Annotated in this window: 27 protein-coding genes and 1 pseudogene; 16 read left to right on the top strand and 12 right to left on the bottom strand. The window is 72.6% G+C overall.

Annotated features, from left to right (window positions below):
* Positions 1-159: 159 nt before the first annotated feature.
* The 9 genes from OUY22_RS23100 to OUY22_RS23060 are packed head-to-tail and all read left to right on the top strand — an operon-like array spanning position 160 to position 6,483.
* On the top strand, positions 160-1,326 hold the full coding sequence (locus OUY22_RS23100; RefSeq protein WP_270157187.1) for a RidA family protein: 1,167 nt from the start codon (positions 160-162) through the stop codon (positions 1,324-1,326).
* Complete coding sequence (locus OUY22_RS23095; RefSeq protein ID WP_270157186.1) at positions 1,323-1,823, top strand: MaoC family dehydratase; 501 nt, start codon at positions 1,323-1,325, stop codon at positions 1,821-1,823. Before OUY22_RS23100 ends, OUY22_RS23095 begins: the two co-directional genes overlap by 4 nt.
* Positions 1,820-2,245, top strand: coding sequence for a MaoC/PaaZ C-terminal domain-containing protein (locus OUY22_RS23090; protein ID WP_270157185.1), 426 nt, complete (start codon positions 1,820-1,822; stop codon positions 2,243-2,245). The genes OUY22_RS23095 and OUY22_RS23090 overlap by 4 nt, the downstream gene beginning before the upstream one ends.
* Positions 2,242-3,387 (top strand): acetyl-CoA acetyltransferase, encoded by a 1,146-nt coding sequence (locus OUY22_RS23085; RefSeq protein ID WP_270157184.1) that lies wholly within the window; start codon positions 2,242-2,244, stop codon positions 3,385-3,387. Before OUY22_RS23090 ends, OUY22_RS23085 begins: the two co-directional genes overlap by 4 nt.
* Positions 3,384-3,773, top strand: coding sequence for a Zn-ribbon domain-containing OB-fold protein (locus OUY22_RS23080; RefSeq protein ID WP_270157183.1), 390 nt, complete (start codon positions 3,384-3,386; stop codon positions 3,771-3,773). Before OUY22_RS23085 ends, OUY22_RS23080 begins: the two co-directional genes overlap by 4 nt.
* A 2-nt stretch (positions 3,774-3,775) precedes the next feature.
* On the top strand, positions 3,776-4,936 hold the full coding sequence (locus OUY22_RS23075) for an acyl-CoA dehydrogenase family protein (RefSeq protein WP_270157182.1): 1,161 nt from the start codon (positions 3,776-3,778) through the stop codon (positions 4,934-4,936).
* A gap of 5 nt (positions 4,937-4,941) precedes the next feature.
* Complete coding sequence (locus tag OUY22_RS23070; RefSeq protein ID WP_270157181.1) at positions 4,942-5,766, top strand: HpcH/HpaI aldolase/citrate lyase family protein; 825 nt, start codon at positions 4,942-4,944, stop codon at positions 5,764-5,766.
* A gap of 19 nt (positions 5,767-5,785) precedes the next feature.
* The gene (locus OUY22_RS23065; RefSeq protein WP_270157180.1) at positions 5,786-5,914 is read left to right on the top strand and encodes a hypothetical protein; all 129 of its coding nucleotides are present in this window, start codon (positions 5,786-5,788) and stop codon (positions 5,912-5,914) included.
* Positions 5,914-6,483 (top strand): cupin domain-containing protein, encoded by a 570-nt coding sequence (locus tag OUY22_RS23060; protein WP_270157179.1) that lies wholly within the window; start codon positions 5,914-5,916, stop codon positions 6,481-6,483. Before OUY22_RS23065 ends, OUY22_RS23060 begins: the two co-directional genes overlap by 1 nt.
* Positions 6,484-6,529: 46 nt before the next feature.
* Here the strand turns inward: OUY22_RS23060 and OUY22_RS23055 are convergent, their stop codons facing one another.
* The 4 genes from OUY22_RS23055 to OUY22_RS23040 are packed head-to-tail and all read right to left on the bottom strand — an operon-like array spanning position 6,530 to position 11,418.
* The gene (locus OUY22_RS23055) at positions 6,530-7,894 is read right to left on the bottom strand and encodes an MFS transporter (protein WP_270157178.1); all 1,365 of its coding nucleotides are present in this window, start codon (positions 7,892-7,894) and stop codon (positions 6,530-6,532) included.
* Positions 7,895-7,922: 28 nt separating this feature from the next.
* Positions 7,923-9,338, bottom strand: coding sequence for an MmgE/PrpD family protein (locus OUY22_RS23050; protein WP_270157177.1), 1,416 nt, complete (start codon positions 9,336-9,338; stop codon positions 7,923-7,925).
* Entirely contained in the window at positions 9,335-10,159 is an 825-nt protein-coding gene (locus OUY22_RS23045) for a cyclase family protein (RefSeq protein ID WP_270157176.1), read from the bottom strand. Before OUY22_RS23045 ends, OUY22_RS23050 begins: the two co-directional genes overlap by 4 nt.
* On the bottom strand, positions 10,159-11,418 hold the full coding sequence (locus OUY22_RS23040; protein WP_270157175.1) for a CoA transferase: 1,260 nt from the start codon (positions 11,416-11,418) through the stop codon (positions 10,159-10,161). Before OUY22_RS23040 ends, OUY22_RS23045 begins: the two co-directional genes overlap by 1 nt.
* A 167-nt stretch (positions 11,419-11,585) precedes the next feature.
* On the opposite strand from OUY22_RS23040, the gene OUY22_RS23035 reads away from it, so the two are divergent.
* The 6 genes from OUY22_RS23035 to OUY22_RS23010 all read left to right on the top strand — a co-directional run bounded on the left by OUY22_RS23035 (position 11,586) and on the right by OUY22_RS23010 (position 17,895).
* The gene (locus OUY22_RS23035; RefSeq protein WP_270157174.1) at positions 11,586-11,963 is read left to right on the top strand and encodes a ferredoxin reductase domain-containing protein; all 378 of its coding nucleotides are present in this window, start codon (positions 11,586-11,588) and stop codon (positions 11,961-11,963) included.
* 29 nt (positions 11,964-11,992) lie between these two features.
* Positions 11,993-12,811 (top strand): IclR family transcriptional regulator, encoded by an 819-nt coding sequence (locus tag OUY22_RS23030; RefSeq protein ID WP_270157173.1) that lies wholly within the window; start codon positions 11,993-11,995, stop codon positions 12,809-12,811.
* Between the two features lie 30 nt (positions 12,812-12,841).
* A complete protein-coding gene (locus OUY22_RS23025) occupies positions 12,842-14,275 on the top strand; it encodes a dihydroorotase (protein WP_270157172.1) in 1,434 nt (477 codons plus the stop codon).
* Between the two features lie 139 nt (positions 14,276-14,414).
* Positions 14,415-15,284 carry a branched-chain amino acid ABC transporter permease gene (locus OUY22_RS23020; protein WP_270157171.1) on the top strand — a complete coding sequence of 290 codons (870 nt, stop codon included), beginning with the start codon at positions 14,415-14,417 and terminating at the stop codon, positions 15,282-15,284.
* Positions 15,284-17,164, top strand: a complete 1,881-nt coding sequence (locus OUY22_RS23015; RefSeq protein ID WP_270157170.1) for a branched-chain amino acid ABC transporter ATP-binding protein/permease — start codon at positions 15,284-15,286, stop codon at positions 17,162-17,164. Before OUY22_RS23020 ends, OUY22_RS23015 begins: the two co-directional genes overlap by 1 nt.
* Positions 17,161-17,895, top strand: coding sequence for an ABC transporter ATP-binding protein (locus tag OUY22_RS23010; RefSeq protein ID WP_270157169.1), 735 nt, complete (start codon positions 17,161-17,163; stop codon positions 17,893-17,895). The genes OUY22_RS23015 and OUY22_RS23010 overlap by 4 nt, the downstream gene beginning before the upstream one ends.
* A 231-nt stretch (positions 17,896-18,126) precedes the next feature.
* On the opposite strand, the gene OUY22_RS23005 is transcribed toward OUY22_RS23010, so the two are convergent.
* From OUY22_RS23005 to OUY22_RS22990, 4 genes are all read right to left on the bottom strand, one after another.
* Entirely contained in the window at positions 18,127-18,861 is a 735-nt protein-coding gene (locus tag OUY22_RS23005; RefSeq protein ID WP_270157168.1) for a hypothetical protein, read from the bottom strand.
* Between the two features lie 78 nt (positions 18,862-18,939).
* Positions 18,940-20,199 carry a DUF4437 domain-containing protein gene (locus OUY22_RS23000; protein ID WP_270157167.1) on the bottom strand — a complete coding sequence of 420 codons (1,260 nt, stop codon included), beginning with the start codon at positions 20,197-20,199 and terminating at the stop codon, positions 18,940-18,942.
* A gap of 106 nt (positions 20,200-20,305) precedes the next feature.
* Positions 20,306-21,859, bottom strand: coding sequence for a class I adenylate-forming enzyme family protein (locus OUY22_RS22995; protein ID WP_270157166.1), 1,554 nt, complete (start codon positions 21,857-21,859; stop codon positions 20,306-20,308).
* Between the two features lie 43 nt (positions 21,860-21,902).
* The gene (locus tag OUY22_RS22990) at positions 21,903-22,874 is read right to left on the bottom strand and encodes a VOC family protein (RefSeq protein ID WP_270157165.1); all 972 of its coding nucleotides are present in this window, start codon (positions 22,872-22,874) and stop codon (positions 21,903-21,905) included.
* A 157-nt stretch (positions 22,875-23,031) separates the two neighbouring features.
* Between OUY22_RS22990 and OUY22_RS22985 the strand changes: the two genes are divergently transcribed.
* Positions 23,032-23,448: a hypothetical protein gene (locus OUY22_RS22985; protein ID WP_270157164.1), complete on the top strand. Its 417-nt coding sequence runs from the start codon at positions 23,032-23,034 to the stop codon at positions 23,446-23,448.
* A 7-nt stretch (positions 23,449-23,455) separates the two neighbouring features.
* On the opposite strand, the gene OUY22_RS22980 is transcribed toward OUY22_RS22985, so the two are convergent.
* The 4 genes and pseudogenes from OUY22_RS22980 to OUY22_RS22965 all read right to left on the bottom strand — a co-directional run.
* A complete protein-coding gene (locus tag OUY22_RS22980; RefSeq protein ID WP_270157163.1) occupies positions 23,456-23,923 on the bottom strand; it encodes a hypothetical protein in 468 nt (155 codons plus the stop codon).
* Positions 23,924-24,034: 111 nt separating this feature from the next.
* Entirely contained in the window at positions 24,035-24,832 is a 798-nt protein-coding gene (locus OUY22_RS22975; protein WP_270157162.1) for an urease accessory protein UreD, read from the bottom strand.
* A gap of 1 nt (position 24,833) precedes the next feature.
* Positions 24,834-25,496, bottom strand: coding sequence for an urease accessory protein UreG (gene ureG, locus OUY22_RS22970; protein ID WP_270157161.1), 663 nt, complete (start codon positions 25,494-25,496; stop codon positions 24,834-24,836).
* 16 nt (positions 25,497-25,512) lie between these two features.
* Positions 25,513-25,744: pseudogene (locus tag OUY22_RS22965) on the bottom strand (hypothetical protein); the annotation flags it as partial.

Here is a 25,744-nt window from a genome sequence, read left to right as displayed (position 1 = left end):
GAGCGAGGCCGCGCTGCTGGCCAAGTTCACCGCCAACGCGGGCGGGCCGTCGACGGACGCGGACGAGCTGGCCCGCCGGGTCCGCGCGCTGGCCGACGAGCCCGACCTGACCGCCATCGCCGCGCTCGCCGACCGGCTCGCGGCCCCGGAGGAGAACGCATGACACTCAACGCCATCCGTCCCGCCCACTTCCCCTGGTTCCGCTACGAGGGGTACTCCTTCTCGCTCGGCCTCACGCACGGCGCGGACGCCTGGCTGTCCGGCCATTCCGCCAGCGAACACGACCCGGAAAGCGGCCGCATGGTGGTCCGGGGCGGCATGACCGACCAGACCAGGACCGCGTACCGGAAGATCGAGGCGATCCTGGAGGCGGCCGGGCTGACCTTCGCCGACGTCACCAAGATCACTGAGAACGTCACCGTCCACGGCCTCGACCACTACCCGGAGGCCGAGGCCGTCCGGCGGGAGATCTTCGGCGAGCACCGGCCCGCCGTCACCACGGTGGTCGTCGAGCGGCTGCTCCGCCCGGCGGCGTTCATCGAGATCGAGGTGCACGCCGGCCCCGGCGGACCCAAGGCCGTCACCGGCGACGGCGTGGCCGAGACGGCCGACGGCGCGGTGTTCCTGCCGACCGTGCTGCCCGTCGACGAGCGCGGCGAGGTGGTGAGCGAGGGCGACCTGATCGGCCAGTACGCCTACTGCCTGGACAAGGCCGACCGCCTGCTGCGGGGCGCCGGGCTGTCCCTCGACGCCGCCGTGACCACGTACGACTACACCACCCCCGCCACCCGCGACGTCTACCGGCGCACCCACCGGGCGCGCAAGGAGCGGCTCGGCGGCGCGGGCGTCTACCCCGGCGCGGGCGGCATCCTGATGAGCAGGCTGCACCGGCCGGGCGTGCTCGTCGCGCTCGACGTCACCGCCTCCCGCCACCCGCTGGAGGCCGTCAACCCCGGCTGGTCCCGCTACGACACGCTCACCTACACGCCCGGCGTCAAGGCGGGCGGCATGCTGTGGATGAGCGGCTTCGCCGCGCTTGACATGGAGACGCAGGAGGCGCTGCACCCGGGAGACGTGGTCGCCCAGGCCGAGGTCACCTACGACGCGATCGGGCAGGTGCTGGCCGCCGCCGGCGCCGGGCCTGAGCACCTGATCTCCACGATCGAGTTCGTCTGCCCGGACGGGCTGGCCGACTACCGGGGGGTGGCCGACGTGCGCAAGCGGCGGCTGCGCGAGCCGTGGCCCGCCTCCACCGGCGCGCTCTGCGCCGGGCTGCTGCGGCCGGAGTTCCTGCTGGAGGTCTTCCCCGCGGCGGTGCTGCCGTGAGCCTGCTGACCGACGAGCTGCGCGCCAGGATCGGCACGGAAGTCACCTACACCGCGCCGGAGGAGCTGGGCCGCGCCGCGATCCGCTACTTCGCCAGGGCGGTCGGCGACGACAACCCGCTCTACACCGACGACGCCTACGCCCGCGAGCACGGCTACCCCGGAGTCGTCGCGCCGCCCACGCTGATCTGCGAGACCAACCAGTACGCCGACGTGCCGCCCGACCCCGACGGGTACGCGGGCCACGACTGGCACATCGACATCCCCGGCAGCAGGAAGGTGCGCGGCGGCAACACCTACACCTTCCACCGGCACGTCCGCCCCGACGACGTGATCACCGCCACCTGGCGGCTGGCCGGCGCCACCGAGCGCAGCACGTCCGGCGGGCAGGACATGCTCATCGTCTCCTCGGTCGCCACCTACACCAACCAGCACGGCGACCTGCTGTGCACCAACGAGGAGACCATCATCTACGTCGCGCGGAAGGAGGAGCGGTGACAGCACCGCTGGTCGAGCCCGGCGCCGAGGTGCCGCCGCTGGAACGGACCATCGACCTGCGCGCCATGATCGCCTACGCCGGGTCCACCTGGGACTGGCACCGGCTCCACTACGACCCCGACTACCTGGCCTCGCGCGGGCTGCCCGCGCCGGTGGTGGACGGGCAGGTGTTCGGCGCGCTGCTGGCCGAGCAGCTGCAGGACTGGCTCGGGCCGGGCGCGTTCGTGCGCCGCCTGCACTTCCGGTTCAAGAACCTCGTCTTCGCCGGCGAGACCGTCCGCTGCGTCGGCCGGGTGAGCGCGGTCGAGGACGGCGTCGTACACGTCGAGCAGCGCGTGCTGGTCGTCGGCGGGGACCAGGCCGAGCGGGTCGCGGTCGAGCCGGCCGGGGCCGAGATCGTGCTGCGCGGGGAGGCGACATGACCGGCGTCGCCATCGCCGGCGCCGCCGAGAGCGACCTCGGCGTCACCGGCAGGTCCATCCTGGGGCTGCAGGCCCAGGCGGTCACCAGGGCGCTGGCCGACGCCGGGCTCACCCTCGCCGACGTCGACGGCGTGGCCACCACCGGCGTGTCCCGGTTCTCGGCCACCCAGCTCGCCGACTATCTCGGGCTGCGGCCGTCGTGGACCGACTCCACCTTCGCGGGCGGGTCGGCGTTCGAGATGTACGTGGCCCGCGCCGTCCAGGCCATCGAGGCCGGGCAGTGCTCGACCGTCGTCGTGTCGTTCGCGTCCAACCAGCGCTCGGCGCGCTCCAGGTCGCTCGGCGGCGTCGTGGAGACGCACACGCCGGAGGCGCAGTTCGAGACGCCCTACGGGCCGCTCTACCCGATCTCGTACTACGCCATGGCCGCCCAGCGCTACCTGCACCGCTACGGCGGCACCCGCGAGCAGCTCGCCGAGGTCGCGGTCGCCGCCCGCGAGTGGGCGCTGCTCAACCCGGCCGCCTACCGCTACGGGGCCGGGCCGCTCACCGCCGGCGACGTGCTCGCCGCGCCCGTGGTGTCCACGCCGCTCACCTCCGCCGACTGCTGCCTGGTCACCGACGGCGGCGGCGCGATCGTGCTCACCTCGCTGGAACGGGCCCGCGACCTGCGCAGGCCGCCGGTCCGCGTGCTCGGCTACGGCGAGCGCACCACGAACACGTCGATGACCGCCGTCGACGACCTGACCGTGACCGGCGCCGTCGAGGCCGGCCGGGACGCGTTCGCCCGCGCCGGGCTCACCCCCGCCGACGTGGACGTGGCCGAGGTGTACGACTCGTTCACCATCACGGTCGTGCTCACCCTGGAGGCGCTCGGGTTCTGCGGCCGGGGCGAGGCGCTCGACTGGATCGCCGGCGGCCGCATCCGCCCCGGCGGCGACTTCCCGCTCGACACCTCCGGCGGCGGCCTGTCCTACTGCCACCCCGGCCAGTACGGGGTGCTGCTGCTCGTCGAGGCCGTTCGCCAGCTGCGCGGCGAGTGCGGCGAACGGCAGGTGCCCGGCGCGGAGGTCGCGCTCGCCCACGGCACCGGCGGCATCCTGTCCACGCACGCGACCGTCCTGCTGGGGGTGGACCGGTGAACGTGCCCGAACCCGACGAGGTCACGCTGCCCTGGTGGGAGGCCACCCGCGAGCGGCGGCTGCTGGTGCAGCGCTGCTCCTGCGGCCACGCCCAGCACCCGCCCCGGGCGCTCTGCACCGCGTGCGGCGCCACCGAGGGCCTGGGCTGGATCGACGCCTCCGGCGAGGCCGAGGTCGACGCCTGCACCGTGGTCCACCGGGCGATGCCCGGCTTCACGCCCCCGTACGTCGTGGCCAGGGTGCGGCTCGCCGAAGGCGTGCTGCTGCTGTCCAACGTGGTCACCGGCGAGCCCGGCGCGGTCGGCGTCGGCGACCCGCTGCGGCTGGACTGGCGCCCGCTGCCCGACGGCCGCGCCCTGCCCGTGTTCGTCCCGATCGAGAGGTAGTCATGGACTTCGAGCTGAACGAGGAGCAGCGGGACTTCCGGGCGCTGCTGCGCGCGTTCGTCGACAAGGAGATCGTGCCCGTCGCGCGCGACTGGGAGCACGCGGGCCGGTACCCGACGGAGATCGTCGACGGCTTCAAGGAGATGGGCCTGTTCGGCATCACCATCCCCGAGGAGTACGGCGGCCTCGACCTGGACCCGGTGTCGTTCGCGCTGGTCTTCGAGGAGATCTCGCGCGGCTGGATGGGCGTGGCCGGCATCCTCGGCAGCCACTCCCTGGCCTGCCGCATGATCGCGATGCACGGCACCGACGACCAGAAGCGGCGCTACCTGCCCGAGCTGGCCACCGGCGAGCGCCGCACCGGCATCGGCCTGACCGAGCCGGACGCCGGCACCGACCTCCAGGGCATCCGCACCACCGCGCGGCTCGACGGCGACCACTACGTGGTCAACGGCACCAAGACGTGGATCACCAACGCCCGCTACGCCGACCCGCTGCCGGTCCTGGTCAAGACCGACCCCGCCACCACGCCCGCGCACAAGGGGATGAGCATCCTGCTCGTCGAGGCGGACACCCCCGGCTACCAGGTCACCAAGGACATCCCGAAGCTCGGCTACAAGGGCACCGAGTCGTGCGAGATCGTGCTCGACAACGTGCGCGTCCCCGCCGCGAACCTGCTCGGCGGCGTCGAGGGACGCGGCATGCAGCAGGCGCTGTCCGCCCTGGAGTGGGGCCGCGTCAACATCGCCGCCCGCTCGGTCGGCATCGCCCAGCGCGCCTACGACGAGGCGCTCGCCTACTCGCGCCAGCGCAAGGCGTTCGGGCAGCCGATCGGTGACTTCCAGGCGGTGCAGATCCAGCTCGCCTCGCTGGCCACCACGCTCCAGGCGGCCAGGCTCATGGCGTACTGGGCCGCCGACCAGGTCAGGAAGGGCCGCGCGGACGCGCAGACCGGCATGGCGAAGATCTTCTGCTCGGAGGTCGCGCTGGAGTCCGCGATCAGCTCGCTCAAGGTGCACGGCGGCTACGGTTACTCCACCGAGTACGAGGTCGAGCGGCTCTACCGCGACTCGGTGCTGATGAGCATCGGCGAGGGCACCAACGACGTGCTGCGCACGGTGGTGGCCAGGTCGCTGTCGCGCGGCGACGTGAAGGTGGGGTGAGCCGGATGGCCCGATCCCATCTGTACGTGCCCGGCGACGCGCCGGACAAGCTGGGCAAGGCGCTCGGCCGGGGCGCAGACGCGCTCATCGTCGACCTGGAGGACGCCGTCCCGCCCGCGGGCAAGGACGCGGCCAGGCAGGCGGTGGCCGGCTGGCTGCGCGAGACCGATCCGGGCCCGGTGGAGCTGTGGGTCCGGGTGAACCCGGGCGAGCTGCGCGAGCCGGACGTCCGCGCGGTGGCCGCCGCGCCGTCGCTGGCCGGGCTGGTCGTGGCCAAGGTCGAGAGCGCCGCCGAGCTGGTGGAGCTGGACGCGCTGCTCACCTCGCTCGGCGCGGACGGGCTGCCGGTGGTGCCGCTGCTGGAGTCCGCCGCGTCGATCTTCCAGGCCCTGGAGATCGCGCGCGCCCCCCGGGTGGCCAGGCTGCAGGTGGGCGAGGCCGACCTGCGCGCCGACACCGGCGTCAGCCCCGGCCCCGACGAGCGGGAGCTGCTGTGGGCCCGCTCGCAGGTCGTGTTCGCCTCGGCCGCCGCGGGGATCTCCCCGCCGGTCGGGCCCGTCTCCACCGACTTCCGCGACCTCGACGCGCTGCGGGCGTCGACCGAGGCGATCGCCCGGCTCGGGTACGCGGGCCGCGCCTGCATCCATCCGGCCCAGATCGCGGTCGTCAACGACGTGTTCACCCCGTCGGCGGAGCAGGTGGCGTGGGCCAGGGACCTGATCGAGCGGTTCGAGGCGAGCGGGTCGGGCGTGCTGCTGGACTCGGCCGGCCGGATGGTCGACGAGGCCGTGGTGCGCCAGGCGCGCCGCGTCCTCGGGATGGCCGGGTGAACGCGTGCGGCTCGATGGCGTGACCAGGCTCGATGGCGTGACCAGGCTCGACGGCGTGACCAGGCTCGACGGCGTGACCCTGTTCCGCGGCGTGACCTTGACGGAAGCGGGCCTGAGGCCCGGAGCTACGGCGGAGGTGGGGCACTGATGGCCCAGGTGTTGGATCTCGACGGACCAGATCTGGAGTGGCGTGAGGTCGTCATGCCCGCCGGCTCGGGCCCCGTCCGGCTGGTGCGGCTGCACGCCGCCGGCGCGGCGTCGGTGTCGCTGGTGCGCTTCCCCGCCGGGTGGAGCCGGCAGGCCACCGGCCACTACCCGTGCGCGGAGGAGTTCGTGGTGCTGGACGGGCTGATCTCGGTCAGCGGCACGGACTTCACCGCCGGGACCTACGCCTACCTCCCGCCGGGCACGCCCCGTACGGCGAGCGCCGCAGGCCCGGACGGCTGCCTGGCCGTGGCCTGGTTCTCCGGCCCTCCGGCCTGGCGGGACGGCCTGCCCGACGGCGACGCCCCCCGGGCGCTGCGCCTGCCCGTCACCGAGGCGCTGCGCGCGGAGGACGGCGGCACGCGGGCCGCGGGTTACGCGTCCGCCTCCGACGTCCCGGCCCCCGGGTGCGACGTCGAGGTGCTCTCGCTCCCGGCCAGGACCTGGGCGTACGGCCCGGCCGTCCCCGATCTGCCGGGCCCGCTCTTCGTCCGCTCCTGGCCCGCTTCCTGACCTGGGGTGCGGCGGTTCCCTCGCGGGGAGCCGCCGCACCCCGGGGTCACGGGGACCTCGGCGCGGGGCGGGGGAGGTGGCGCAGCAGGAGCAGGATGCCGGGCACCACCGACAGGCCGGCCACCAGCAGCCCGGCGCGCAGCCCCAGGTCCACCAGCTGGATCCGCTCGGCCAGCGCCGACAGGGAGCCCAGCACCGCGATCCCCAGCACCGCGCCCACCTGCCGCACCAGCGACAGCGAGGCCAGCCCCGAGGCCGTCTTGCCGGGGTCCACGGTCCCCAGCACGGCCAGCGTGTCCCCGCTGTAGAGGACGCCCGAGGCGAAGCCGGTGAGCAGCAGCGGCGCCGCGATCCACGCCAGCGGCCCCAGGGCCAGCGCCGCCACCAGCACGTACGCCAGCGCCAGGACGGTGATCGCGCCCGCCATGAGCCGGCGCAGCGACCCGCCCTGCGCCAGCCGTCCGGTGAGCCGGCCGCCGAACGGCATGCCGACGGTCGCCACCAGGATGATCAGCCCGGTCTCCACCGCCCCGAACCCGCGCACGTCCTGCAGCAGCAGCGACACCAGGAAGGCGCCGCCCGTCGTGGTGGCGTTGTACAGCAGGCAGCTCACCATGATCGCCACATAGGTGCGGTTGCGGAGCAGCGCGAGGTCGACGGCCGGCGTGGGCGCCCGACGCTCCACCGGCACCAGCGCCGCGAACACCAGGGCGGAGGCCACCAGGCAGCCCGTGGCCCACCAGGCGTCGCCGTCGGAACGGCCGAACTCGATCAGTGACCAGCACAGCAGCGCCAGCCCCGTGCCCGCGACGGCGCTGCCGGCCAGGTCGAGCCGCCCGGCGGGCCGCCCGTCCCTGCGTTCGCGCAGGCGCAGCGTGCCGAGGATGCCGAGCAGCGCGAACGGCACCGGCACCAGGAAGATCGACCGCCAGCCCAGCTCGCTCACCAGCCAGCCGCCGGCGAGCGGTCCGGCGATCAGCCCGATGGACGACACGCTGATCCAGGTGCCGAACGTGCGGCTCCTGGCCGCGTCGCTCACGTTCGCCTGGAGCAGCGCCGCGCCGTTGGGCAGCATGAGCGCGATGCCCGCGCCCTGGAAGACCCTGGCCGCCAGCAGCGCCGGCAGCGAAGGGCTGGCGGCGGCCGCGAGGACCGCCAGCGCGAACACGCCCAGTCCCAGCCGCACCGCCCGCCGGGCGCCGAACCGGTCGCCCAGGGCGCCGGAGAACGGCAGCACCGCGGCCGCGGCGAGCGCCGCCGTTGCCGCCACCCACTGCAGGCCGGAGACCGACGAGCCGAACGACTCTCCCAGCGCCGGCAGCGCCACGAGGACGGCGGTGTTGTCGAACATCGCCACCCCGAGCCCGACCGCGCAGGTCGCCGCGGCCACCACCGGCCGGGGGCCGCTCACCGAGCGCCCCCCGGGTTCGCGGAGGCGGTCATCCCGCCGCGATCAGCGCCGGCGCGAGCAGCCCGGTGACGTCGTCGCGGACGGCGAGCCCGCGGACCTCCTTGGCCAGCGCCGCGACCGCTTCGGGGGCCAGCACGCGCGCGGCGTTGAGCGCGTACTTCTCCTCCAGCTCGTCGATGCTGAGCGGATGCTCGGGCCCGCCGCGCGAGCTGTGCACGCGGTGCTCCAGCCGCCGCCCGTCGCGGGTGCGCACCCGCAGCACGGCCGAGAAGGCCCGGGGGAACTCCTCCGAGCACTGCTCGTCGGCCACCACCCGCACCCGCGCGGCCAGCGCCAGCCGCCGCTCGTCGCGGAAGGCGGCCTCGGTGAAGTCGTCCAGGTGCAGGCCCAGCCCGCCGCCGCCGACCAGCGCGCTGGCCACGGTGTAGGGGCCGGAGAACTTCGCGTGGTACGGGGTCCGGGGACGGACCTTCTCCTCGTACGGCTCGCCGATCGTGCGCAGCGGGGCCGCGGCCACGCCCAGCTCGATCTCGTCCACGTCCTCCGGACGCAGGCCCTCGGCGCGCAGCGCCAGGGCGGCGTCGATGCCGGGGTGGGTGAAGTGGTTGGACGGGTACGGCTTGTAGACCGTGCGCAGCAGCTCCCAGTCCTGGCCCAGCCCGGCGGTGATCGCGGCGGCGTCGTAGCGGCCGTCGAGGAACGCCTGGAAGAAGCCGAAGCGGCCTTCGAAGACGGTCGGCGGCCCGGTCACGCCCTCCGCGGCCATGCCCGCCGCCACCACGCCGGAGTGCGCCGCCCACCCGCAGTGGATCCGCTTGACGGTGCCGCCGGTGCGGTTGGCCTCGATGACCCCGGCGCCCATGCTGGCGGCGATGCCCATGGCGTCCGCGACGCCGGCCGCGTCCAGCCCCATGAGCAGGGCCGAGGCGGCGGCGGCGCCGACCGTGCCGCAGATGGAGGTGGCGTGCCAGCCCTTCTCGAAGAACACCGAGTTGCGCAGCTCGGGCAGGTAGGACGCCATGCCGAGGCGGTTGGTGATCTCGTCGCCGACCGCGATGGCCTGGCACAGCGCGGCGCCGCTGGCCCGTACCGACTCCGCGACCGCCAGGGCGGCGGGCACCACGGAGGCGGACGGGTGGAGCACCGACGGGAGGTGGGTGTCGTCGAAGTCGAGCGCGTGCGCGAGCGTGCCGTTGACCAGGGCGGCCGAGGGTGCGGGCAGCGCGTGCGCGCGGCCCAGCACCGAGCACTCGCCGGCCCCTCCCCACCGCCCGGTCAGCCGCCGCACCGCCTCGTGCGGCTCCTGCGCGCCGGTCAGCTCCTGGGCGGCCAGGCAGTTGCCGAACGTGTCGAGCACCCGGCCCGTCACGTCGGCCATGACGGGCTCGGGCAGTCCGTCACGGGAGGCCGCGGCGAACTCGGCGAGGGCGGAGACGATCGTCATGACGCCAGCACCGCGAGCGGCCGGACCGGGGCGCCGGTGGCGCCGACGACGGGCAGCGGGTTGAGCACCAGCAGGAACTCGGGCACGCCCAGCTCCCGCAGCTCGGTGAGCCGCATGGTCTCCACGATGTTCACCCCCGACTCGACGAGCAGGATGCGGTGCACGGGCAGCACGGCGTGGCCGCGGCCCGCCTGGATCTGCTCGAAGGCGACGGTCTCGCCGCCCACCACCCGCGCGCCCTGCTCGACCAGCCAGCGGGCCGCGTCGGGGCCGGGGCCGGGCACGCCGCCCTCCTCGCCGATGAAGCGTCCCGGCCGGTCCCACTCGCGCGACCAGCCGGTGCCGATGAGCACCGCGTCACCGGGCCGGATCGGCACGCCGGCCCGGTCCCGCGCGTTCTCCAGGTCGGCCGGGGTGATCTCGTAGCCGGGCGGAAGCACGTCCACACCGTGCAGGGCGGCCACGTCCAGGAGCACGCCGCGTCCCACGTACGGGGGGAAGGCGTCGATGCCCAGCCGGGCCAGGCCCTGGTGCGACTGGACCCCGGCGGCCTCGACGCCGCCGTACAGGTAGCCGTCCTGTGAGACGTGGCCGAGCGCGTCGACGTGGGTGCCCACGTGGCCGCCGGTCAGGATCACCTCGTTGGCCGCCGAACCGCCGTCCTCGCGCACCATGTCGCCGTGCCGGCGTTCGATGACCATCCGGAACCGCGGATGGCTGGGCGACTGCGGCATGCCGGTCCGCATGGGCTGGGCCAGATCGACGATCCTGGCGCCGTCCAGCCGTTCCCAGAGAGGCGTCCGCATGGTCGTCTCGGTCATTACACGATCCCCTTGTCTCGCAGGGCTGCCAGGTCCTCGGCGCTCAGGCCGAGGCCGCCCCACACGTCGTCGTTGTCGGCGCCTCTGGCGCGGCCGGTCCAGCGGATGGAGCCGGGCGTCGCCGAGAGCCGGAAGAGCACGTTCTGCATGCGCAGCGGCCCGAGGTCCTCGTCGTCGACCGTGGTGATCGTGTCGAGGGCCTGGTACTGCGGGTCCTCGAACACGTCGCGGACGTCGTAGATGGGCGCCACCGCCGCCTGGGCGGCCTCGAACTCCCGCACGACCTCGTCCAGGTCGCGTTCGGCGATCCAGCCGCCCACGTATCCGTCGAGCAGGTCGGCGTGCTCGGCGCGTTCGGCGCCGGAGGCGAACCACGGTTCGTCGATCACCTCGGGGTGGCCGACGAGGCGCATGACCCGCTCGGCGATGGAGTTGGCGGAGGTGGAGATCGCCACCCACCGCCCGTCCCTGGTCCGGTACGTGTTGCGCGGCGCGTTGTTGACCGAGCGGTTGCCGGTGCGCGGCTGGACCGTGCCGAGCTGGTCCCAGATCATCGGCTGGGGGCCGAGCAGGGTGACCAGCGGCTCGATGATGGCCAGGTCGACGACCTGGCCGCGGCCGGTGCCGCCGGGCCGGTCGCGGTGGTGCAGGGCCATGGTGACGGCGCTGACGCAGGTCAGCGCGGCCACGCCGTCGGCCAGGCCGAACGGCGGCAGCGTGGGCGGCCCGTCCGGCTCGCCGGTGACCGCGGCGAAGCCGCTCATCGACTCGGCGAGGGTGCCGAACCCGGGCCGGCCGGAGTAGGGGCCGAACTGCCCGAAGCCGGTCACCCGGGCGATCACCAGCCGGGGGTTCAGCTCCAGCAGCGTGTCGGGGGACAGACCCCAGCGCTCCAGCGTGCCGGGACGGAAGTTCTCGATCAACACGTCCGCCCGGGCGAGCAGCCGCTTGAGCAGCTCGGCGCCTTCGGGGCGGCCCAGGTTGGCGGTCACGGTCCGCTTGTTGCGGCCGAGCATCTTCCACCACAGGCCGATCCCGTCCTTGCTCGCGCCGTGCGTGCGGGAGGGGTCGCCGCGGTCGGGGTGCTCGACCTTGATGACGTCCGCGCCGTAGTCGCCCAGGATCGTCGCAGCCAGGGGGCCCGCGAACAGGGTGGCCACGTCGACCACCACCAGGCCGGCCATGGGCCCGGTGACGGGGGTCGGCGGCTGCTCGTCGACCGCTGATCGGTCCCCCGGGACGATCTGCTCTGCCTCCACGGAATCGGCCTCCTCAGATGGCTGGAAGTGCGTCAGGTCGGTCGTTTCCCCACGTCGACGCACGGTGTGGCGGGGAACCCCGGCGCCGGGATCACCGCAGGACAGCGTCCGGCGCCGGGGCTTCCCAATATATTGAAACAGCGTTACTGTGTGCGGAACAAGCCCGCTTGAGTGCCAACCTGGAGCCCGTCGCCATGATCTACCTCGTCTACCGGATGAAACTGCGTTCCCGGGCGCGGCAGGACATGAAGGGCTTCTGGCAGTGGCTGGAGGACCGGGAGAGCTGGTTCTACCGGGATCTGCCGATGGTCCGCGAGGTCCGCTGGTACTACAGCGCCGTGGGCGACGTCTACACGCTGGAGAACTGGGCCGCGTTCGACGACGAGGCGGCCTGGGGCGAATACCGCAGGGCGCTGTCCACCCTCAAGGCGGACGACGGCTGGGAGAGCCAGCGGGTCAGCCAGGACGAGTGGTGGGAGTTCCTCGACACGCGGATTGTCACCGATCTTCCTGCGCGCGTCGGGTTTCACCGCCAAGGTAGATAGCCGATTCTGACTGTTTCCTTGGAGGACCGATGCCGACCAAGAACGCCGAGGGGCGGGCACCCGCCCGGGAGAACACCGGACAGGCCATCGCCACCGTCGAACGGGCCGCGGACGTTCTCATGCACTTCGCCGAGACTCCCTCGAACACGCTCGGCGTGACCGAGATCGCCGACTCGCTCGGCATGTCGAAGGCCGCGGTGCACCGGATCCTGGCCTCGCTGCGGGTGCGCGGGCTGATCGAGCTGGACCAGTCGACCCGGCGCTACTCGCTCGGCGTCGGCGCGATGCGGCTCGGTCTGGCCTACCTCGACCGGATCGACGTGCGGCGGATCGCCGCGCCCGAACTGGTGACGCTGTCCCAGCGCACCGACGAGACGGCCACCCTGTCGATCCGCACCGGCAACTACCGCATCTACGTCGACCAGGTGACCCCCGCCCGCGAGGTCATCATGAGCGTCAACCTGGGCGTGGCCCACCCGCTGCACGCGGGCGCCTCGTCCAAGGCCTTCCTCGCCTACCTCGCCGAGGAAGAGATCGAGAACTACCTGTCGCTCGGCGCCCTGGAACCGTTGACCGGCAACACCATCGTGGACAAGGCCAAGCTCCGCCGTGAGCTGACGTCGATCCGCGAGACCGGCTTCGCCCAGTCCTTCTCCGAGCGCATGTCCGGCGCGGCCTCCGTGGCCTCGCCGATCCTCGACCATCACGGCAGGCCCGTGGCCGTCGTGAGCGTCTGCGGCCCGGTCGAGCGCTTCCGCGCCGAGGTCGAGGAGTGCGTGGCCAGGCTTCTCGAATCAACCGCACGTCTGTCCGCCCAGATGGGCTGGAACGCATCCGAAAGGGGGTGACGGCCGGAACCCCCGGGCCCGGCCATCTCCATGTCTCGATACGACCTTCTCGTCAAGGGTGGCACCGTCGTCCTGCCGTACCACGGCGAACTCCGCGCCGACCTGGCGGTCTCCAACGGCAAGGTCGCGGCCCTGGCCGAGGACATCCCCGCCGCCGAAGCCGATGAGGTGGTCGACGCCCGCGGCAAGGTGGTGCTCCCCGGCGCCGTGGACGCCCACTTCCACCTCGGCATCTACCGGGACCTGGCGCTCGACGCCTTCGAGGAGACCCGCTCCTCGCTGGTCGGCGGCGCCACCACGGTGCTGTCGTACTTCCGCACCGGTTCCCACTACCTCGACCGTACGGGACCGTACAAGGAGATCTTCCCCGAGGTGCTGAACGCGGTCGCCGGCCGCACCTGGACCGACTACGCCTTCCACCTCGCGCCGATGACGGTGGACCAGATCGCCGAGATCCCGATGCTGGTGGAGGAGCACGGGGTCACGTCGTTCAAGTACTACATGTTCTACAAGGGGTTCGACCTGGCGGCCAACAGCCGCGACGCGCGCTCCTTCACCATGGGCGACGAGTACGACCTGGGCCACCTCTACCTGCTGATGGAGCAGATCACCGCGGTCCAGCGGGCCAACCCCGGCAAGCGGCTGTCGGTGTCGCTGCACTGCGAGCAGTCCGAGCTCATGCGCGTGTTCATCGACCGCGTCCGGGCCAACGGCGACCCGCAGACGCTGCGCGCCTACCACGAGGGCCGGCCGCCGCTGACCGAGCGGGTCGCCATCGGCGAGGCCACCACGCTGGCCTCGCACACCGGCACCAACCTCAACCTGCTCCACCTGTCGAGCGCGGAGGCCGTGGACGCGGTCGCGCTGGCCCGCCGCTCGTTCGGCGGCGACCTGCGCGCCGAGACGACCCTGCACCACCTGTGCCTGGACCACGACACGCTGGACGCGGCCGGCGGCCTCGGCGGCAAGGTCAACCCGCCGATCCGCACCAAGGCCGACAACGAGGCCCTGTGGCGGCACGTGGCCGAGGGCACCATCGACTGGGTGGCCTCCGACCACGCCTGCTGCATGGAGGCCGAGAAGGGCGACCAGCTCTGGCCGGCCCGTCCCGGCTTCGGCGGCACCGCCCTGCTCTACCCGGTGCTGTTCTCCGAGGGGCACCGCAGGCGCGGCCTGTCGCTGTCCAGGATCGCCGAGCTGGCCTCGGCCAACCCCGCCCGCGCCTACAACCTGTGGGGCCGCAAGGGCAGCCTGATGGTTGGCTTCGACGCCGACCTGACCGTGGTCGACCCCGAGCTGGCGCAGACCGTCACCAACGAGGTGTGCCTGTCCGGTCAGGACCACACCCCGTTCGAAGGGGTCGAGCTGACCGGCTGGCCGGTCGTCACCGCCGTCGGCGGGCAGGTGCGCTTCCGCGACGGCGAGACCGTCGGCGAGCCCTCGGGCCGCTACGCGCGTCACTGACCTGCACCGATCAGGGGTCGCTCCAAACATCAGACTATTGACACTGGTCTGGAGCGACCCCTAGTTTTCTTTGAAACGCCGTTTCGTGTCACGGAACGAGTCTCTGTACTACCCGTACCACCCCCGAGGAGCGGTGCAGATGAGCCCTGAGGCCATCATCGATGGGCTGTTCGCCGGTTCCATCTACGCCCTGGTCGCACTCGCCCTGGCCATCGTCTTCCAGCCGACACGGATCATGAACTTCGCCCAGGGCGAAGCACTGATCCTCGGCGCCGCCGTGGCGTACCAGATCGTCGCGCTGGAGAAGCTGGGCTGGGCCGCGGCGATCGGCCTGACCATCGTGCTGGCCTGCGTCATGGGCGTGCTCATGGAACGCATGATCACTCTACCCATCAAACTCTCCGGGTCGCGCAACGCCTGGATCATCGCCACCCTCGCGGCGGCACTGATCTTCCAGTCGGTGTTCAACCTGGGCTACTTCGACGTCGACGCCCTGAGACCCGCGCCGATCATCCCCGGTGGCTTCGAGCTCGCCGGCATGACCATCCAGTGGCAGGAACTGCTGACCATCGTGGTGGCGCTGGCGGTCATGGCGCTGTACGACCTGTTCCTGCGGCGCTCCACCTACGGCAGGGCGATCAGGGCCACCGCCCACAGCTCCGACACCTCGGTGCTCATGGGCATCCCGGTGCAGCGCATCGTGGTGCTCTCCTTCGTCATCGCGGCCGTGATCAGCGCCCTGGCCGGTCTGCTCGCCGCCCCCGTCATCTTCGTCGCCCCGGCGGCCGGCCTGGTGTTCACCATCAAGGGCTTCACCGCCGCGGTCATCGGCGGCGTCGGCTCACCCCGCGGCGCGCTCGTCGGCGGCATGATCGTCGGCCTGCTCGACACGATCGTGCGCAGCCTGGTCGGCGGCTCCATGGGCAACTTCGCCGTCTTCGCCGCCCTCGCCGTCATCCTCGTCATCTTCCCGTCCGGACTCTTCGGCAAGCCCATGGAGGCGCACTGATGGCCACGGTGGAAACGACCCCCGCCGACGCGCCGGGGCGCACCCGCTCCGTCTTCGACTCCGCGGCCTACCACCGCTGGCGCGCCGTGGCCCTGAGCGGCCTCGCGATCGTGGCCATCGGCGTGCTGGTCGCCTGGCCGTACATCACCGACTACTACAGCTACAACGCCTCCTACTACAACGGGCTGGTCGCCTCGGCCGGCATCAGCGCCATCCTGACGATCTCCCTGAACCTGTGCATGGGGTACGGCGGCCTGCTGTCGATGCTGCACAGCGGCCTGCAACTGGCGGGCGGGTACGCCACCGGCTACATCGTGGTCAAGGCCAGCGGCTCGTGGCTGCTGGGACTGGTGGCCTCGACAGCCGTCGGCACCCTGATCGCCCTCATGGTCCTCGCGGTCAGCCTGCGGGCCACGTACCTGTACTTCGGCATGATCACCCTGGCGGCCAACCTCATCGTGGTCGAGGTCGGCCGCGAATGGGAGCCGGTCACCGGCGGCATCGTCGGCATCAGCGGCATCGCGCCGCAGGCCGGCGGCGAGATCATGCCCAAGGAGGTCTTCTACTACGTGGTCCTGGGCTTCGTCGTCCTCGCCTACATCGTGCAGCGCAACCTCGTGCGCAGCGGCGTCGGCCGCGCCTCGATGGCCGTGCGCGAGTCCTCCGACACCGCCTCCGCCATGGGCATCTCGCCGAACCGGGCCAAGCTCCTGCTCTTCGGCATCTGCGGCGGCATGGCGGGCCTGTCCGGCGCCCTGTACGCGCTGCAGCTCGGGTTCATCAACCCGGACGTCGGCCTGCTCGACAACGGCATCATCTTCTTCGTCGGCCTGTTCCTCGGCGGCAGCGCCACCCTGGCCGGGCCGATCATCGGCGTCGGGTTCATCGCCCTGATCGTCGAGCTGATCAAGGACCAGGCCCGCTACACCACGCTCGTCCTCGGCCTGCTGCTGCTGGCCGCCATGATGCTGATCCCCGGCGGCATCGTCGGCACCTGGAAGAACTCCCGCTTCGGCCGCGACCGCGTGTCCGAGGCCAGGAACGAGGAGCTTCCGGAGCAGGTGCCCGACGTGGTGCCCGAGCTGCGGGACGCCCCGCCGGACGTGCCCGCCCTGGAGGGTGCCGGCATCGTCAAGCACTTCGGCGGCGTGCACGCGCTCGACGGCGTGGACGTGCGCGTCATGCCCGGCACCGTGCACGGCATCATCGGGCCCAACGGGTCCGGCAAGTCCACGCTGGTGTCCTGCCTGACCCGCTACCACAAGATCGACGCCGGCACCGTGAAGGTGTTCGGCGAGGAGGCCGCCTCGACCGCGCACGGCGTGGCGCGGGCCGGGGTCACCCGGGTCTTCCAGGTCCCGCACCTGTTCGAACGGGTCAGCGTGCTCGACAACGTGCTCACCGGCATGCGGACGCGCGAGTCCTACAGCTGGGTCGGCGCCGTGCTCCGCTCGCCGTCCTACCGCCGCCAGGACAAGGTCGAGCGGGAGGAGGCGCTGGAGCTGCTCGCCTTCGCCGGGCTCGCCTCCCGCGCCGACTGGCTCGCCTCGTCCCTCTCCCACGGCCAGAAGCGGCTGCTGGAAGTCGTCCGCGCGGTGGCCAGCCGGCCCAAGGTGCTCATCCTGGACGAGCCCGCCACCGGCCTGACGACCGGCGAGCTCGACGCCCTGGCCCGGCTCTGCCGGGCGCTGCGCGAGCGCGGGCTGGCCGTCGTGCTGATCGAGCACAACGTGGACTTCGTGATGAACCTCTGCGACGAGATCACCGTGCTGGAGAGCGGCAAGGTGATCGAGCAGGGCAGCCCCGAACGGGTGCGCAACTCGGCGGCGGTCCTCGAGGCGTACCTCGGCCGCCCGGACCTCATGGGAGACGAGTCGTGAGCAGACTGCTGGAACTGTCGGGGCTGAGCGCCGCCTACGGCGGCGTGCGCGCTCTCGACGGGCTCGACCTGCACGTCGACGAGGGCGAGTTCGTCGTCCTGCTCGGGCCCAACGGCTCGGGCAAGACCACGACCATGAAGTGCGTCTCCGGGCTGCTCAAGCCCGTGGCGGGACGGATCACGTTCGACGGCCGGGACCTGGCCAAGGTGCCCGGCTGGAAGCGGCCCGCCATCGGACTCGGCCACGTGCCCGAAGGCCGGCAGATCTTCCCCGACCACACCGTCATGGAGAACCTCACCCTGGGCGCGTTCCCGGTGCGGCGCAAGCGCGCCGAGACCGAGCGGCGGCGTGAGGAGATGCTGGAGCTGTTCCCGCGGCTGGGCGAGCGGAGCACCCAGCTCGCCGGCACGCTCTCGGGCGGCGAGGCGCAGATGCTCGCGGTCGCTCGCGCCCTGATGGGCGACCCGCGCCTGCTCATGCTCGACGAGCCGTCGCTGGGCCTGGCGCCGCTGAAGGTCATCGAGCTGTTCGGCTACCTCAAGCGGCTGCACGAGGAGCGCGGGCTCACCATCCTGCTCGTCGAGCAGCAGGCGAGCACCGCGCTGCGGCTCGCCGACCGCGGCTACGTGCTCGACCACGGCCGGGTGGGCCTGGAGGGCAGCGCGGCCGAGCTGCGCGACGACCCCCGCGTCCAGGCCGCCTACCTGGGGCAGCTCCGCGAGAGCGCCTGACACCCCTGGAGAACAACGTCCGGCACGGGCCACGCGAGGCCCGTGCCGGACGTTTCGTCATCGGCGGGGGAGCACTCCGGACAGGACACCGGCCCGGCTCCGCGCCCGCTTCCCGGACACCCAGGCTTCCCGGACACCAAGGCTTCCGGACGCCAAGGCTTCCGGACGCCAAGGCTTCCGGACGCCAAGGCCCCCCTCCCCAGGCGGGAAGGGGGGCCTTGGCGTTCCCGGTCAGCCGAAAGCGGTGGTGCCGGGCTTGACGACGCCGAGGAAGGCCGCCAGGAGCACCAGGAACCAGATCGCGTACACGTACGGCAGGCACGAGCGCACCGAAGAGCGGATGCGGGACTCGACCTCCGGCGTGGAGCCCTCGGTGACCAGCTTGCCGAACGCCGGCCCGAACGGCCTGAGCCGCCAGCGGATCATCACGCCGCACAGGATGCAGAGCCCGTAGGCGGCCAGCTTGGCGCCCAGCCACTTCGGGTTCGTCTGGACCCCGAACGGCTCCGCCACCACCATCATGTACGCGCCCACGCCGACCAGCACGACCACCAGGCCGTACCGGACGGCGAGGTCGAGCCGCTGCACGACCCGGCCGAGCGCGGTGGCGCCGCGCGTGTAGTCGTAGACGACCAGCGCCAGCCAGGCCAGCGCGGCCACCCAGACCAGCGCCACGAACCACCAGGGGAAGTAGTCCTCGGCGAACGGGCCGAGCGCCATCAGGCTCACGCCGCTCGGCAGGAACAGCACCAGGCAGATGCGCGGCGCCATGTCGACCACGTGCATGATCTTGGCGGCGACCGAGCGGGCCGGGGTGGGCAGGTCGGACTGGAGGATGAAGCGGCTGGAGTAGAAGACGCCGATGTCGCTGCCCAGCCAGTAGACGAACAGGACGATGTGCAGGAAGATCGCCAGGCTGTAGGCGTTGAGCCCGTGCACCGGCTCGATCGACGCGGCGAGAATCATCGCGGGGGACTCCGTACATGTGATGTGGCCGGGCCCCTGAGGACCCGGCCACGGCGGTTCTTGAGGTGTGGGGAGCGCTTACATGCCGTCGCCGTCCCAGCGGCCGCGGGAGCGGCTGCGCACGGGCAGGCTGGAGAGGATCGGCGCGGGGATGGGGTCGCCCTGCTTCCAGACGCGGCCCGCGCCCCAGTTGTACGCGTGCTCGTCGGTGCGCTGGTCGGGGTGCTCCAGCGCGGACGGCTCCGCGCCCCAGTCGGCGGCGGGGACCTCGTGGTCGTGCCCGTGGTCGTGCCCGTGGTCGTGCCCGTGGTCATGCCCGTGGTCATGGTCGTGCTCGCCGTGGCCGCCCTGCAGGCGGGCGGTGTCGAGGGCCTTGGCGATGGCGATCATGCTGGCGTCGGTGCCCAGGCCGTGCTCCACGTAGGCGCCTTCCTCGGCGCCCTGGCTCCGCGCGTACTCCAGCGAGGCCCGCAGCATCTCCATGTCCTTCTCGCTGCGCCGGGAGACGCCGCCGAGCTCGTGGGAGGACTGCGACCAGCGCATGGCGCCGCCGCCGGGGCCGTAGTTGATGGCCTCGCCGCCCCAGCGCACCCACTCGTTCTGGGTGTACCAGTTGAACAGCTCGCCGTCGGAGCGCAGCAGCCAGGTCGCGCCGCCCTCCATCGAGGTGAAGTGGCCGTGCTTGACCCGGGCCGGGCGGAAGAAGTAGGTGCCGAGGTCCAGGGTGCCGAAGTTGTACTCCATGTGACCCTGGGTGGTGTACGCCTCCTCGTAGCAGGGGTGGTGGGCCAGGCGGTGGTCGGCCCAGCCCTCCTGGGCGTGCACCAGCCGGGTGTAGAACCCCGTCACCGGGTCGACGTGCAGGTACTTGATGAACAGGCCGGGCATCGGGCCGGGGTTCGGCACCGCGTCCCACTGCATGGCGTCGCTGTCGATGACGATGACGTCTTCGCGGGCGTCCGCCCAGCGCGGGGCGGCGAGGGAGTCGACGGCGTCGAAGCCGGCGTCGCCGTACTCGCGGTAGTGCAGGATGCGGGTGCCCTCGGCGAAGGTGATCGCGTCGGCCGGGACGCCCTTGGGGGCGTACACGTACCCGCCCTTGCCGATGCGGCGGCCGCCGTACGTCATCGAGCCTTCGAGCACGTAGTACTCGGTGTTGGCGTGGTGGATGCCCGGTCCGCGGCCCCAGTCGGTGTGGAAGTCGACCCGCAGCGACGAGGAGCCGTCCTCCTCGTCGACGGACAGGCGGCGCTCGCTCGCCCGTCCTTCGCCGCCGACCAGCTCGGCGCCGTGCCAGACGTAGTCATCTTCTTGGATCAGCTCGACATGGGGACGCACCAGGTTGTCCTTCCACTCACCGGCCTGACGGCCGGTTGTTCCGTTATATGAAACGTTGTTTCTCTACGATGGAGCGTAATTGTCTGATGTATTTCCGGTCAAGGGTCTAGGATGCGCCGGCCCGCGCCTTCAGATCGCGCTTGAGGATCTTGCCGCCGGCGTTCCTGGGCAGCTCGGGGATGACCTGCCACCGCCTGGGCACCTTGTAGCCGGCCAGCCCCGCCCGGCAGTGCGCCTCCAGCTCGGGGAAGAGGCTCTCGGCCGCGGCCTCGGCGCCGCGCCGCAGCACGACATAGGCCATGACCTCCTCGCCCCACTGCTCGGACGGGGTGCCGACGACCGCCGCCTCGGCGACCGCCCCGTGCTCGGCCAGGACGTCCTCGATCTCACGCGGGTAGATGTTCAGCCCACCTGAGATGATCATGTCCTTCTTGCGGTCCACGACGTGCACGAAGCCCTCCTCGTCCCGGACGACGATGTCCCCGCAGGTCAGGAAGCCGTCCTCGGTCGTGCACTCCGCCGTGGCCGCCGGGTCGTCGTGGTAGCCGTTCATGAGGAACGGCGAGCGGCTGAACAGCTCGCCCGGCTCGCCGGGGCCGACCGGCCGGCCCGTCGCGTCGACCACCCGCAGCTCCGTCATGTACCAGGCGTGGCCCACCGATCCCGGCTTGCGGTGCTGGTCCACGGGGCGCAGGTTGGTGACGATGCCGGCCTCGGTCGACCCGTACAGCTCGTGCACGCCGCAGGCGGGGAACGCCTCCATGACCCACTGCTTCAGCGTCCAGGGCAGCGCCGCGGCGTTGAAGTAGAGGGTGTCCAGGCTGCTCAGGTCGTGGCCGGCGAGCTTGCCGTCGTCCAGCGCCCGGAGCATCTGCGCGTGCGTCGGCACCAGGAACACCGACCGCGCCCGGTCGCGCTCCACCACGCGCAGCAGCGCCTCCGGGTCCCACTTGCGCAGCATGGTGACGGTGCCGCCGGTGTAGACCGGGGCGTACCCGAAGGCGAACCCGGCGCCGTGGTACATCGGCGCCACCGCGACCGACACCCGGCCCGCGCCCAGCCCCCACTCCAGCGCCGAGCAGTAGAACGTGAGCGACCGGCTGCGGTGGCTGATCACCACGCCCTTGGGCCGCCCGGTCGTGCCGGAGGTGTAGGTGATGCAGAACGGGTCCAGCTCGTCCACCCGCACCTCGGGATCGGCGGCGCGGGCCGCGGCCAGCTCCTCCTCGTACGGGCGGCCGGTCTGCGCGCCGTCGATGGACAGCGCCGTCAGCCGCAGCTCCTCGACGGCGTCCCCGGCCACGGCGGCGCAGGCGTCGTCCAGGACGATCGCGCGGCTGCCCGAGTGCTCCAGGATGTAGCGGGCCTCGCCCGCCGTCAGTCGCGGGTTCAGCGGCACCATCACCAGGCCCGCCTTGGCGATGCCCGCGGCGACCTCGGGATACTCCAGCCGGTTGCCGAGCAGCACCGCCACCCGGTCCCCGGTGGTCAGGCCCCGGGCCAGCAGCGCGCACGCCAGGCGGTTGGCGCGCTCGTCGAGCGCGGCGTAGGTGAGGGTGCGTCCACCGTCGATCACCGCGATCGCCGAGGGGGTGGCGCGGGCGAACTCGCGCACCCCGCCCGCGATCGACAGGGGGGCGCCTCCACGTAGGACGGGCATGCTCTGTTCCTTACGTCGGACCGGGTCGGGGGATTCGAGGGGGTCAGCCGCGGGGCTGCCAGAGGGTGACGGCGATGCCGTTGGGGGTGTCGGCGGCGGCCACCAGGGCGCGCCCGTGCAGCGGGTCGTCGGTCTCCAAGGGGGAGGCGGTCACCGTACCGCCCGTCGCGCGCACGCGCTCCAGGGCGGCCTCCAGGTCGCGGGTCCGCGCCGACCAGCCGCTGTGGCCCAGCGAGCGGGCCGGGCGCTGGGTGGCCCGCCGGTCCACGCGGTGCCGCGTGGCGGCGCTGGTGACCTCGATCCTGGCGGTCCTCTCGCCCGCCAGGAACGCCAGCCGCATCTTGGTGCCCGGCGGCAGGCCGGCCACGGCGTCGAACCCGGGGGCGGAGAAGACCACGTCGTACCAGACGGCCATGCCCAGGCCGTCCGGGCCCCAGAACGCGATCTCGGCGTCCGGGTCGGGGACGTGGCAGACGACGGAGGTCAGCTCGGTGTAGGGCCGCGCGGGGTCCGCCGTCCACGCCTCGGTCCCGCGGACCGCGGCCGGCTGCACGAACACCACGACCGTGCCGTCCGGCGCCGGGCAGACGCCCTGGGTGACCTGCACCTCGCGCTCCCCGACGCTGACGCCGTACGTGGTCGGCGGGGTGGTCCAGACGCGGCCGGAGGCGCTGAAGCGGGCGTGCGCGGCCTCGATGTCGCGCGCGTACAGGTCGATGCCGACCAGGCCGACGTCGAGGTTGTGCGGCGGCTCCGCCGGGGCCACCGGCTCCGGCACCCGGACCAGGTGGATGCGCCCGGTGCCCGCCCCGGCCGCGGCCAGCGCCTTCACCTCGACGTCCGCGGAGCCGGAGCCCCACAGGGGACCGGCGACCGCCGCCGGGACCACGCCCTCTCCGGCCACCTCGTACCCCAGCTCGTCGCGGAAGAGCTCGAGGTGCGGGCCGAAGTCGGTGACGCCCACGATCGCGGCGGTGATCCCCTCGACCAGCGGCTCTCGGTCGTTCTCGGTCACATGTCCTCCGGGGAGCGAGGCTGTTCCTGTTTGCGGAACAGTGTTCCATTTTGATTGGTTGTCACGCTAAGCTCGCCGCCATCAACCTGTCAACCACCGCTCCACCACCCTGTGACCAGGAGGAATCATGCGCGCGGGAGTTCCCGGAATTCCGATCATGGACAAGCATCTCGGCGAGTGGCGTGGCGAGTACATCCACATCGACGCCGACGGCACCATCGTCGATCGGCACTCCTCCCACCTCTACTGCCGGATCCCCGAGGACGGGGCGTACAACTTCATCCAGACCAACACCTACACCTGGGACGACGGCCGCCAGCAGGTGTTCGACTTCGGCGGGCGGATCGAGGGCGGGATCGGCTACTTCGACACCGAGCGCATCACGGGTGAGATGAGCCAGGTGGACGACCAGACGATCGTGCTGACGTGGTCGTACAAGGACGACCCCGACAACTACCTGTACGAGCTCATCCAGCTGTCGCGCGACGGCAAGCACAAGTGCCGCACCTGGCACTGGATGAACGGCGACCGCCTGGTCAAGCGGACCATCATCTCCGAGACCAAGGTCGCCTGACCCGGCCTCACCCGCGGCGGACCAGCGCCAGGACGGCCATCAGGACCACCGCGAACGCGGCCGCCAGCGCCGCGTACCAGCCATAGCGGATCACCGGCTCGACCGAGAGCAACTCGCCCAGATCGAGCGAGACCCGGTCGGCCGGTCCCCGCGGATCCGACACGAACATCACCAGCACCAGCATCGCCAGCCCTCCGGGCACCGCCGCCAGGGCGGCGAGCCTCGGCCGGGCCATCAGGCCCGCGAGGCCGCACCCGAGCGCCGCCAGGCCCGCGAGCAGGGCGTAGACGCCGAGCACGTCGTCGATGCCGCGCGTGTCGCTGGAGATCGTGCCGCCGATGACGGAGCTGCTGGCCTGCACCCCCGACCACGGCAGCACCGCGCACAGCACCAGCGCCGCCCCGGCCAGCGCGATCCCCGCCGCGTATCCCCGGCTGCCCGCCCTGGTAGGAGGCGGTGAGAGGTCTTCGGCCACACGATCACGATAAGCCGCGGCGGTCCCGCACGCCATCCACCGACACCCAGTCCTCACCGGCCGGCCCCATCACCTCCCCACGGCCTCGCGGCCCTTCCCGCGCCCGCGCCATCACCCCCCCACGGCCTGAAGTCCCTCCAGCGCCCGCGCGCCCGCTTCCCCAGGTCCCCCGCCGTCACCGGCGGGCCGCAGGACGGCCGACTCTCCCCGGCGCAGCCTGGCGCGGAGTTCGACCGCGTCCGCCGCCAGCGCGGAGACCAGCGTGCCGGGTCCCGCCAGGGGCAGCACCGCCACGCCGTCCGCCACCAGCGCCTCCCGCGGCCCGCCCGGCCCGGCGATGAGCGTCGTGCCGACGCACGCGGCGTCGCCGAACACGGCGGGGGAGGAGTCCAGCGCCTCCTCGCCCACGGTGAACTCCTGCCTCAGCAGCGGCCGGCCGCCGACCGTCGCGTCGAAGCGGGTGCGGCAGCGGCCCGGGCGCTCCCCGTACCGCCCGAAGACGATCTCCTCCCGCCACAGCACCCGCGCACCCGGCGCGAGCGCGAGCCGTACGGACACGCGATGCAGACATCCGGCGGCCAGCACGGTCGGCTCCGGCGTGAACCGGAGCGTCGCGCCCTCGCCCACCACAGCGGTGATCAGCATCGACGACTCGCCCCGCCCCGGCAGGACGAGCGTGGCCGCCACCGAGCCCACCTCCAGCGTGGTCCCGGCGGCGACGCTCAGGTCGAGCGCCAGGTCGTCGCCGCCGAGCGGACCGGCCGCCGTGGACACCAGGTGCACGGCCCCGGGACCGGTCTGGCGCAGCGTCAGCGGAGGGTCGGAGCGCAGCAGCGCGATCACGGTCCCGGCCGCGCCCTCGCCGGAGTGCGGCTCGGCGGCGGTGGCCACGGCGGCTCTGGCGCGCATGTCAGGCGTGCTCGTGCAGCCAGGACTTGACCTGGTCCGTCACCCAGGCGGCCACCTCGGCGACGGCCGGCTCCTGCCTGACCGAGGTGAACAGCACCGGCCTGCCGCCCCGCACCGCCTCCGCGTCCCTGGCCATGACGTCCAGGTCCGCGCCCACCATCGGGGCCAGGTCCGTCTTGTTGACCACCAGCAGGTCGGCCGTGGTGACCCCGGGGCCGCCCTTGCGGGGCACCTTGTCGCCGCCGGACACGTCCAGCACGAAGATCTGCCGGTCGGCCAGGCCCCGGCTGAACGTCGCCGTCAGGTTGTCGCCGCCGCTCTCCACGATGACCAGGTCGAGCGGACCGAACCGGTGCTCCAGCGTCTCCACGGCGTCCAGGTTGGCGGCGATGTCGTCGCGGATCGCGGTGTGCGGGCAGCAGCCGGTCTCGACGGCCGCGATGCGCTCCTCGTCGAGCACCCCGGCCCGGCGCAGGAAGTCGGCGTCCTCGGTCGTGTAGATGTCGTTGGTCACCACACCGAGCTGGAGCGACGGGCCGAGGGTACGGCAGAGAGCGGCCACCAGGGCCGTCTTGCCGCTGCCGACGGGTCCGCCCACCCCGAGCCGCAGCGCTCTGCCGTGGCCGTCGGGGGTGTGGTGGTGGTCGTGATGGTTGGCACCCATGTCGCGGGATTCCTCCTCAGGAGACGAAAAGCCTGACCGTCGCGCGTGCGTGCCGCTCGGCCAGCAGGTCGAGTGCGGGTGCGGACGGCGCTGCGAGCGCCCCCCAGTCGTACCTCTCCGGCGTGCCCCCGCCCTGCTCGGCGCCTCCGGAGAGTGGAACGTCAAGGTCGCCGACGGCCCCCCGGGCGAGGTCCGCCAGCTCGGGGGCCAGGTCGGCGAGGAGGCCGTGCACCCCCACCGGGTCCAGG

The organism is Nonomuraea corallina (assembly GCF_027620315.1).
Lineage (GTDB): Bacteria > Actinomycetota > Actinomycetes > Streptosporangiales > Streptosporangiaceae > Nonomuraea > Nonomuraea corallina.
Note: the sequence above shows the minus strand (reverse complement) of the source record. Positions and strands in the feature narration are given on the sequence as shown.

Bases quoted from the DNA above. Each gene is read 5' to 3' on its own strand.
- OUY22_RS23020 (WP_270157171.1), top strand. From the start codon at position 14,415: ATGAGCCCTGAGGCCATCATCGATGGGCTGTTCGCCGGTTCCATCTAC.
- OUY22_RS23050 (WP_270157177.1), bottom strand. From the start codon at position 9,338: ATGACGATCGTCTCCGCCCTCGCCGAGTTCGCCGCGGCCTCCCGTGAC.
- OUY22_RS23060 (WP_270157179.1), top strand. From the start codon at position 5,914: ATGGCCCAGGTGTTGGATCTCGACGGACCAGATCTGGAGTGGCGTGAG.
- OUY22_RS23075 (WP_270157182.1), top strand. From the start codon at position 3,776: ATGGACTTCGAGCTGAACGAGGAGCAGCGGGACTTCCGGGCGCTGCTG.
- OUY22_RS23005 (WP_270157168.1), bottom strand. From the start codon at position 18,861: ATGATTCTCGCCGCGTCGATCGAGCCGGTGCACGGGCTCAACGCCTAC.
- OUY22_RS23015 (WP_270157170.1), top strand. From the start codon at position 15,284: ATGGCCACGGTGGAAACGACCCCCGCCGACGCGCCGGGGCGCACCCGC.
- OUY22_RS22985 (WP_270157164.1), top strand. From the start codon at position 23,032: ATGGACAAGCATCTCGGCGAGTGGCGTGGCGAGTACATCCACATCGAC.
- OUY22_RS23030 (WP_270157173.1), top strand. From the start codon at position 11,993: ATGCCGACCAAGAACGCCGAGGGGCGGGCACCCGCCCGGGAGAACACC.
- OUY22_RS23100 (WP_270157187.1), top strand. From the start codon at position 160: ATGACACTCAACGCCATCCGTCCCGCCCACTTCCCCTGGTTCCGCTAC.
- OUY22_RS23070 (WP_270157181.1), top strand. From the start codon at position 4,942: ATGGCCCGATCCCATCTGTACGTGCCCGGCGACGCGCCGGACAAGCTG.
- OUY22_RS23045 (WP_270157176.1), bottom strand. From the start codon at position 10,159: ATGACCGAGACGACCATGCGGACGCCTCTCTGGGAACGGCTGGACGGC.
- OUY22_RS23025 (WP_270157172.1), top strand. From the start codon at position 12,842: ATGTCTCGATACGACCTTCTCGTCAAGGGTGGCACCGTCGTCCTGCCG.
- OUY22_RS23085 (WP_270157184.1), top strand. From the start codon at position 2,242: ATGACCGGCGTCGCCATCGCCGGCGCCGCCGAGAGCGACCTCGGCGTC.
- ureG (WP_270157161.1), bottom strand. From the start codon at position 25,496: ATGGGTGCCAACCATCACGACCACCACCACACCCCCGACGGCCACGGC.
- OUY22_RS22995 (WP_270157166.1), bottom strand. From the start codon at position 21,859: ATGCCCGTCCTACGTGGAGGCGCCCCCCTGTCGATCGCGGGCGGGGTG.
- OUY22_RS22975 (WP_270157162.1), bottom strand. From the start codon at position 24,832: ATGCGCGCCAGAGCCGCCGTGGCCACCGCCGCCGAGCCGCACTCCGGC.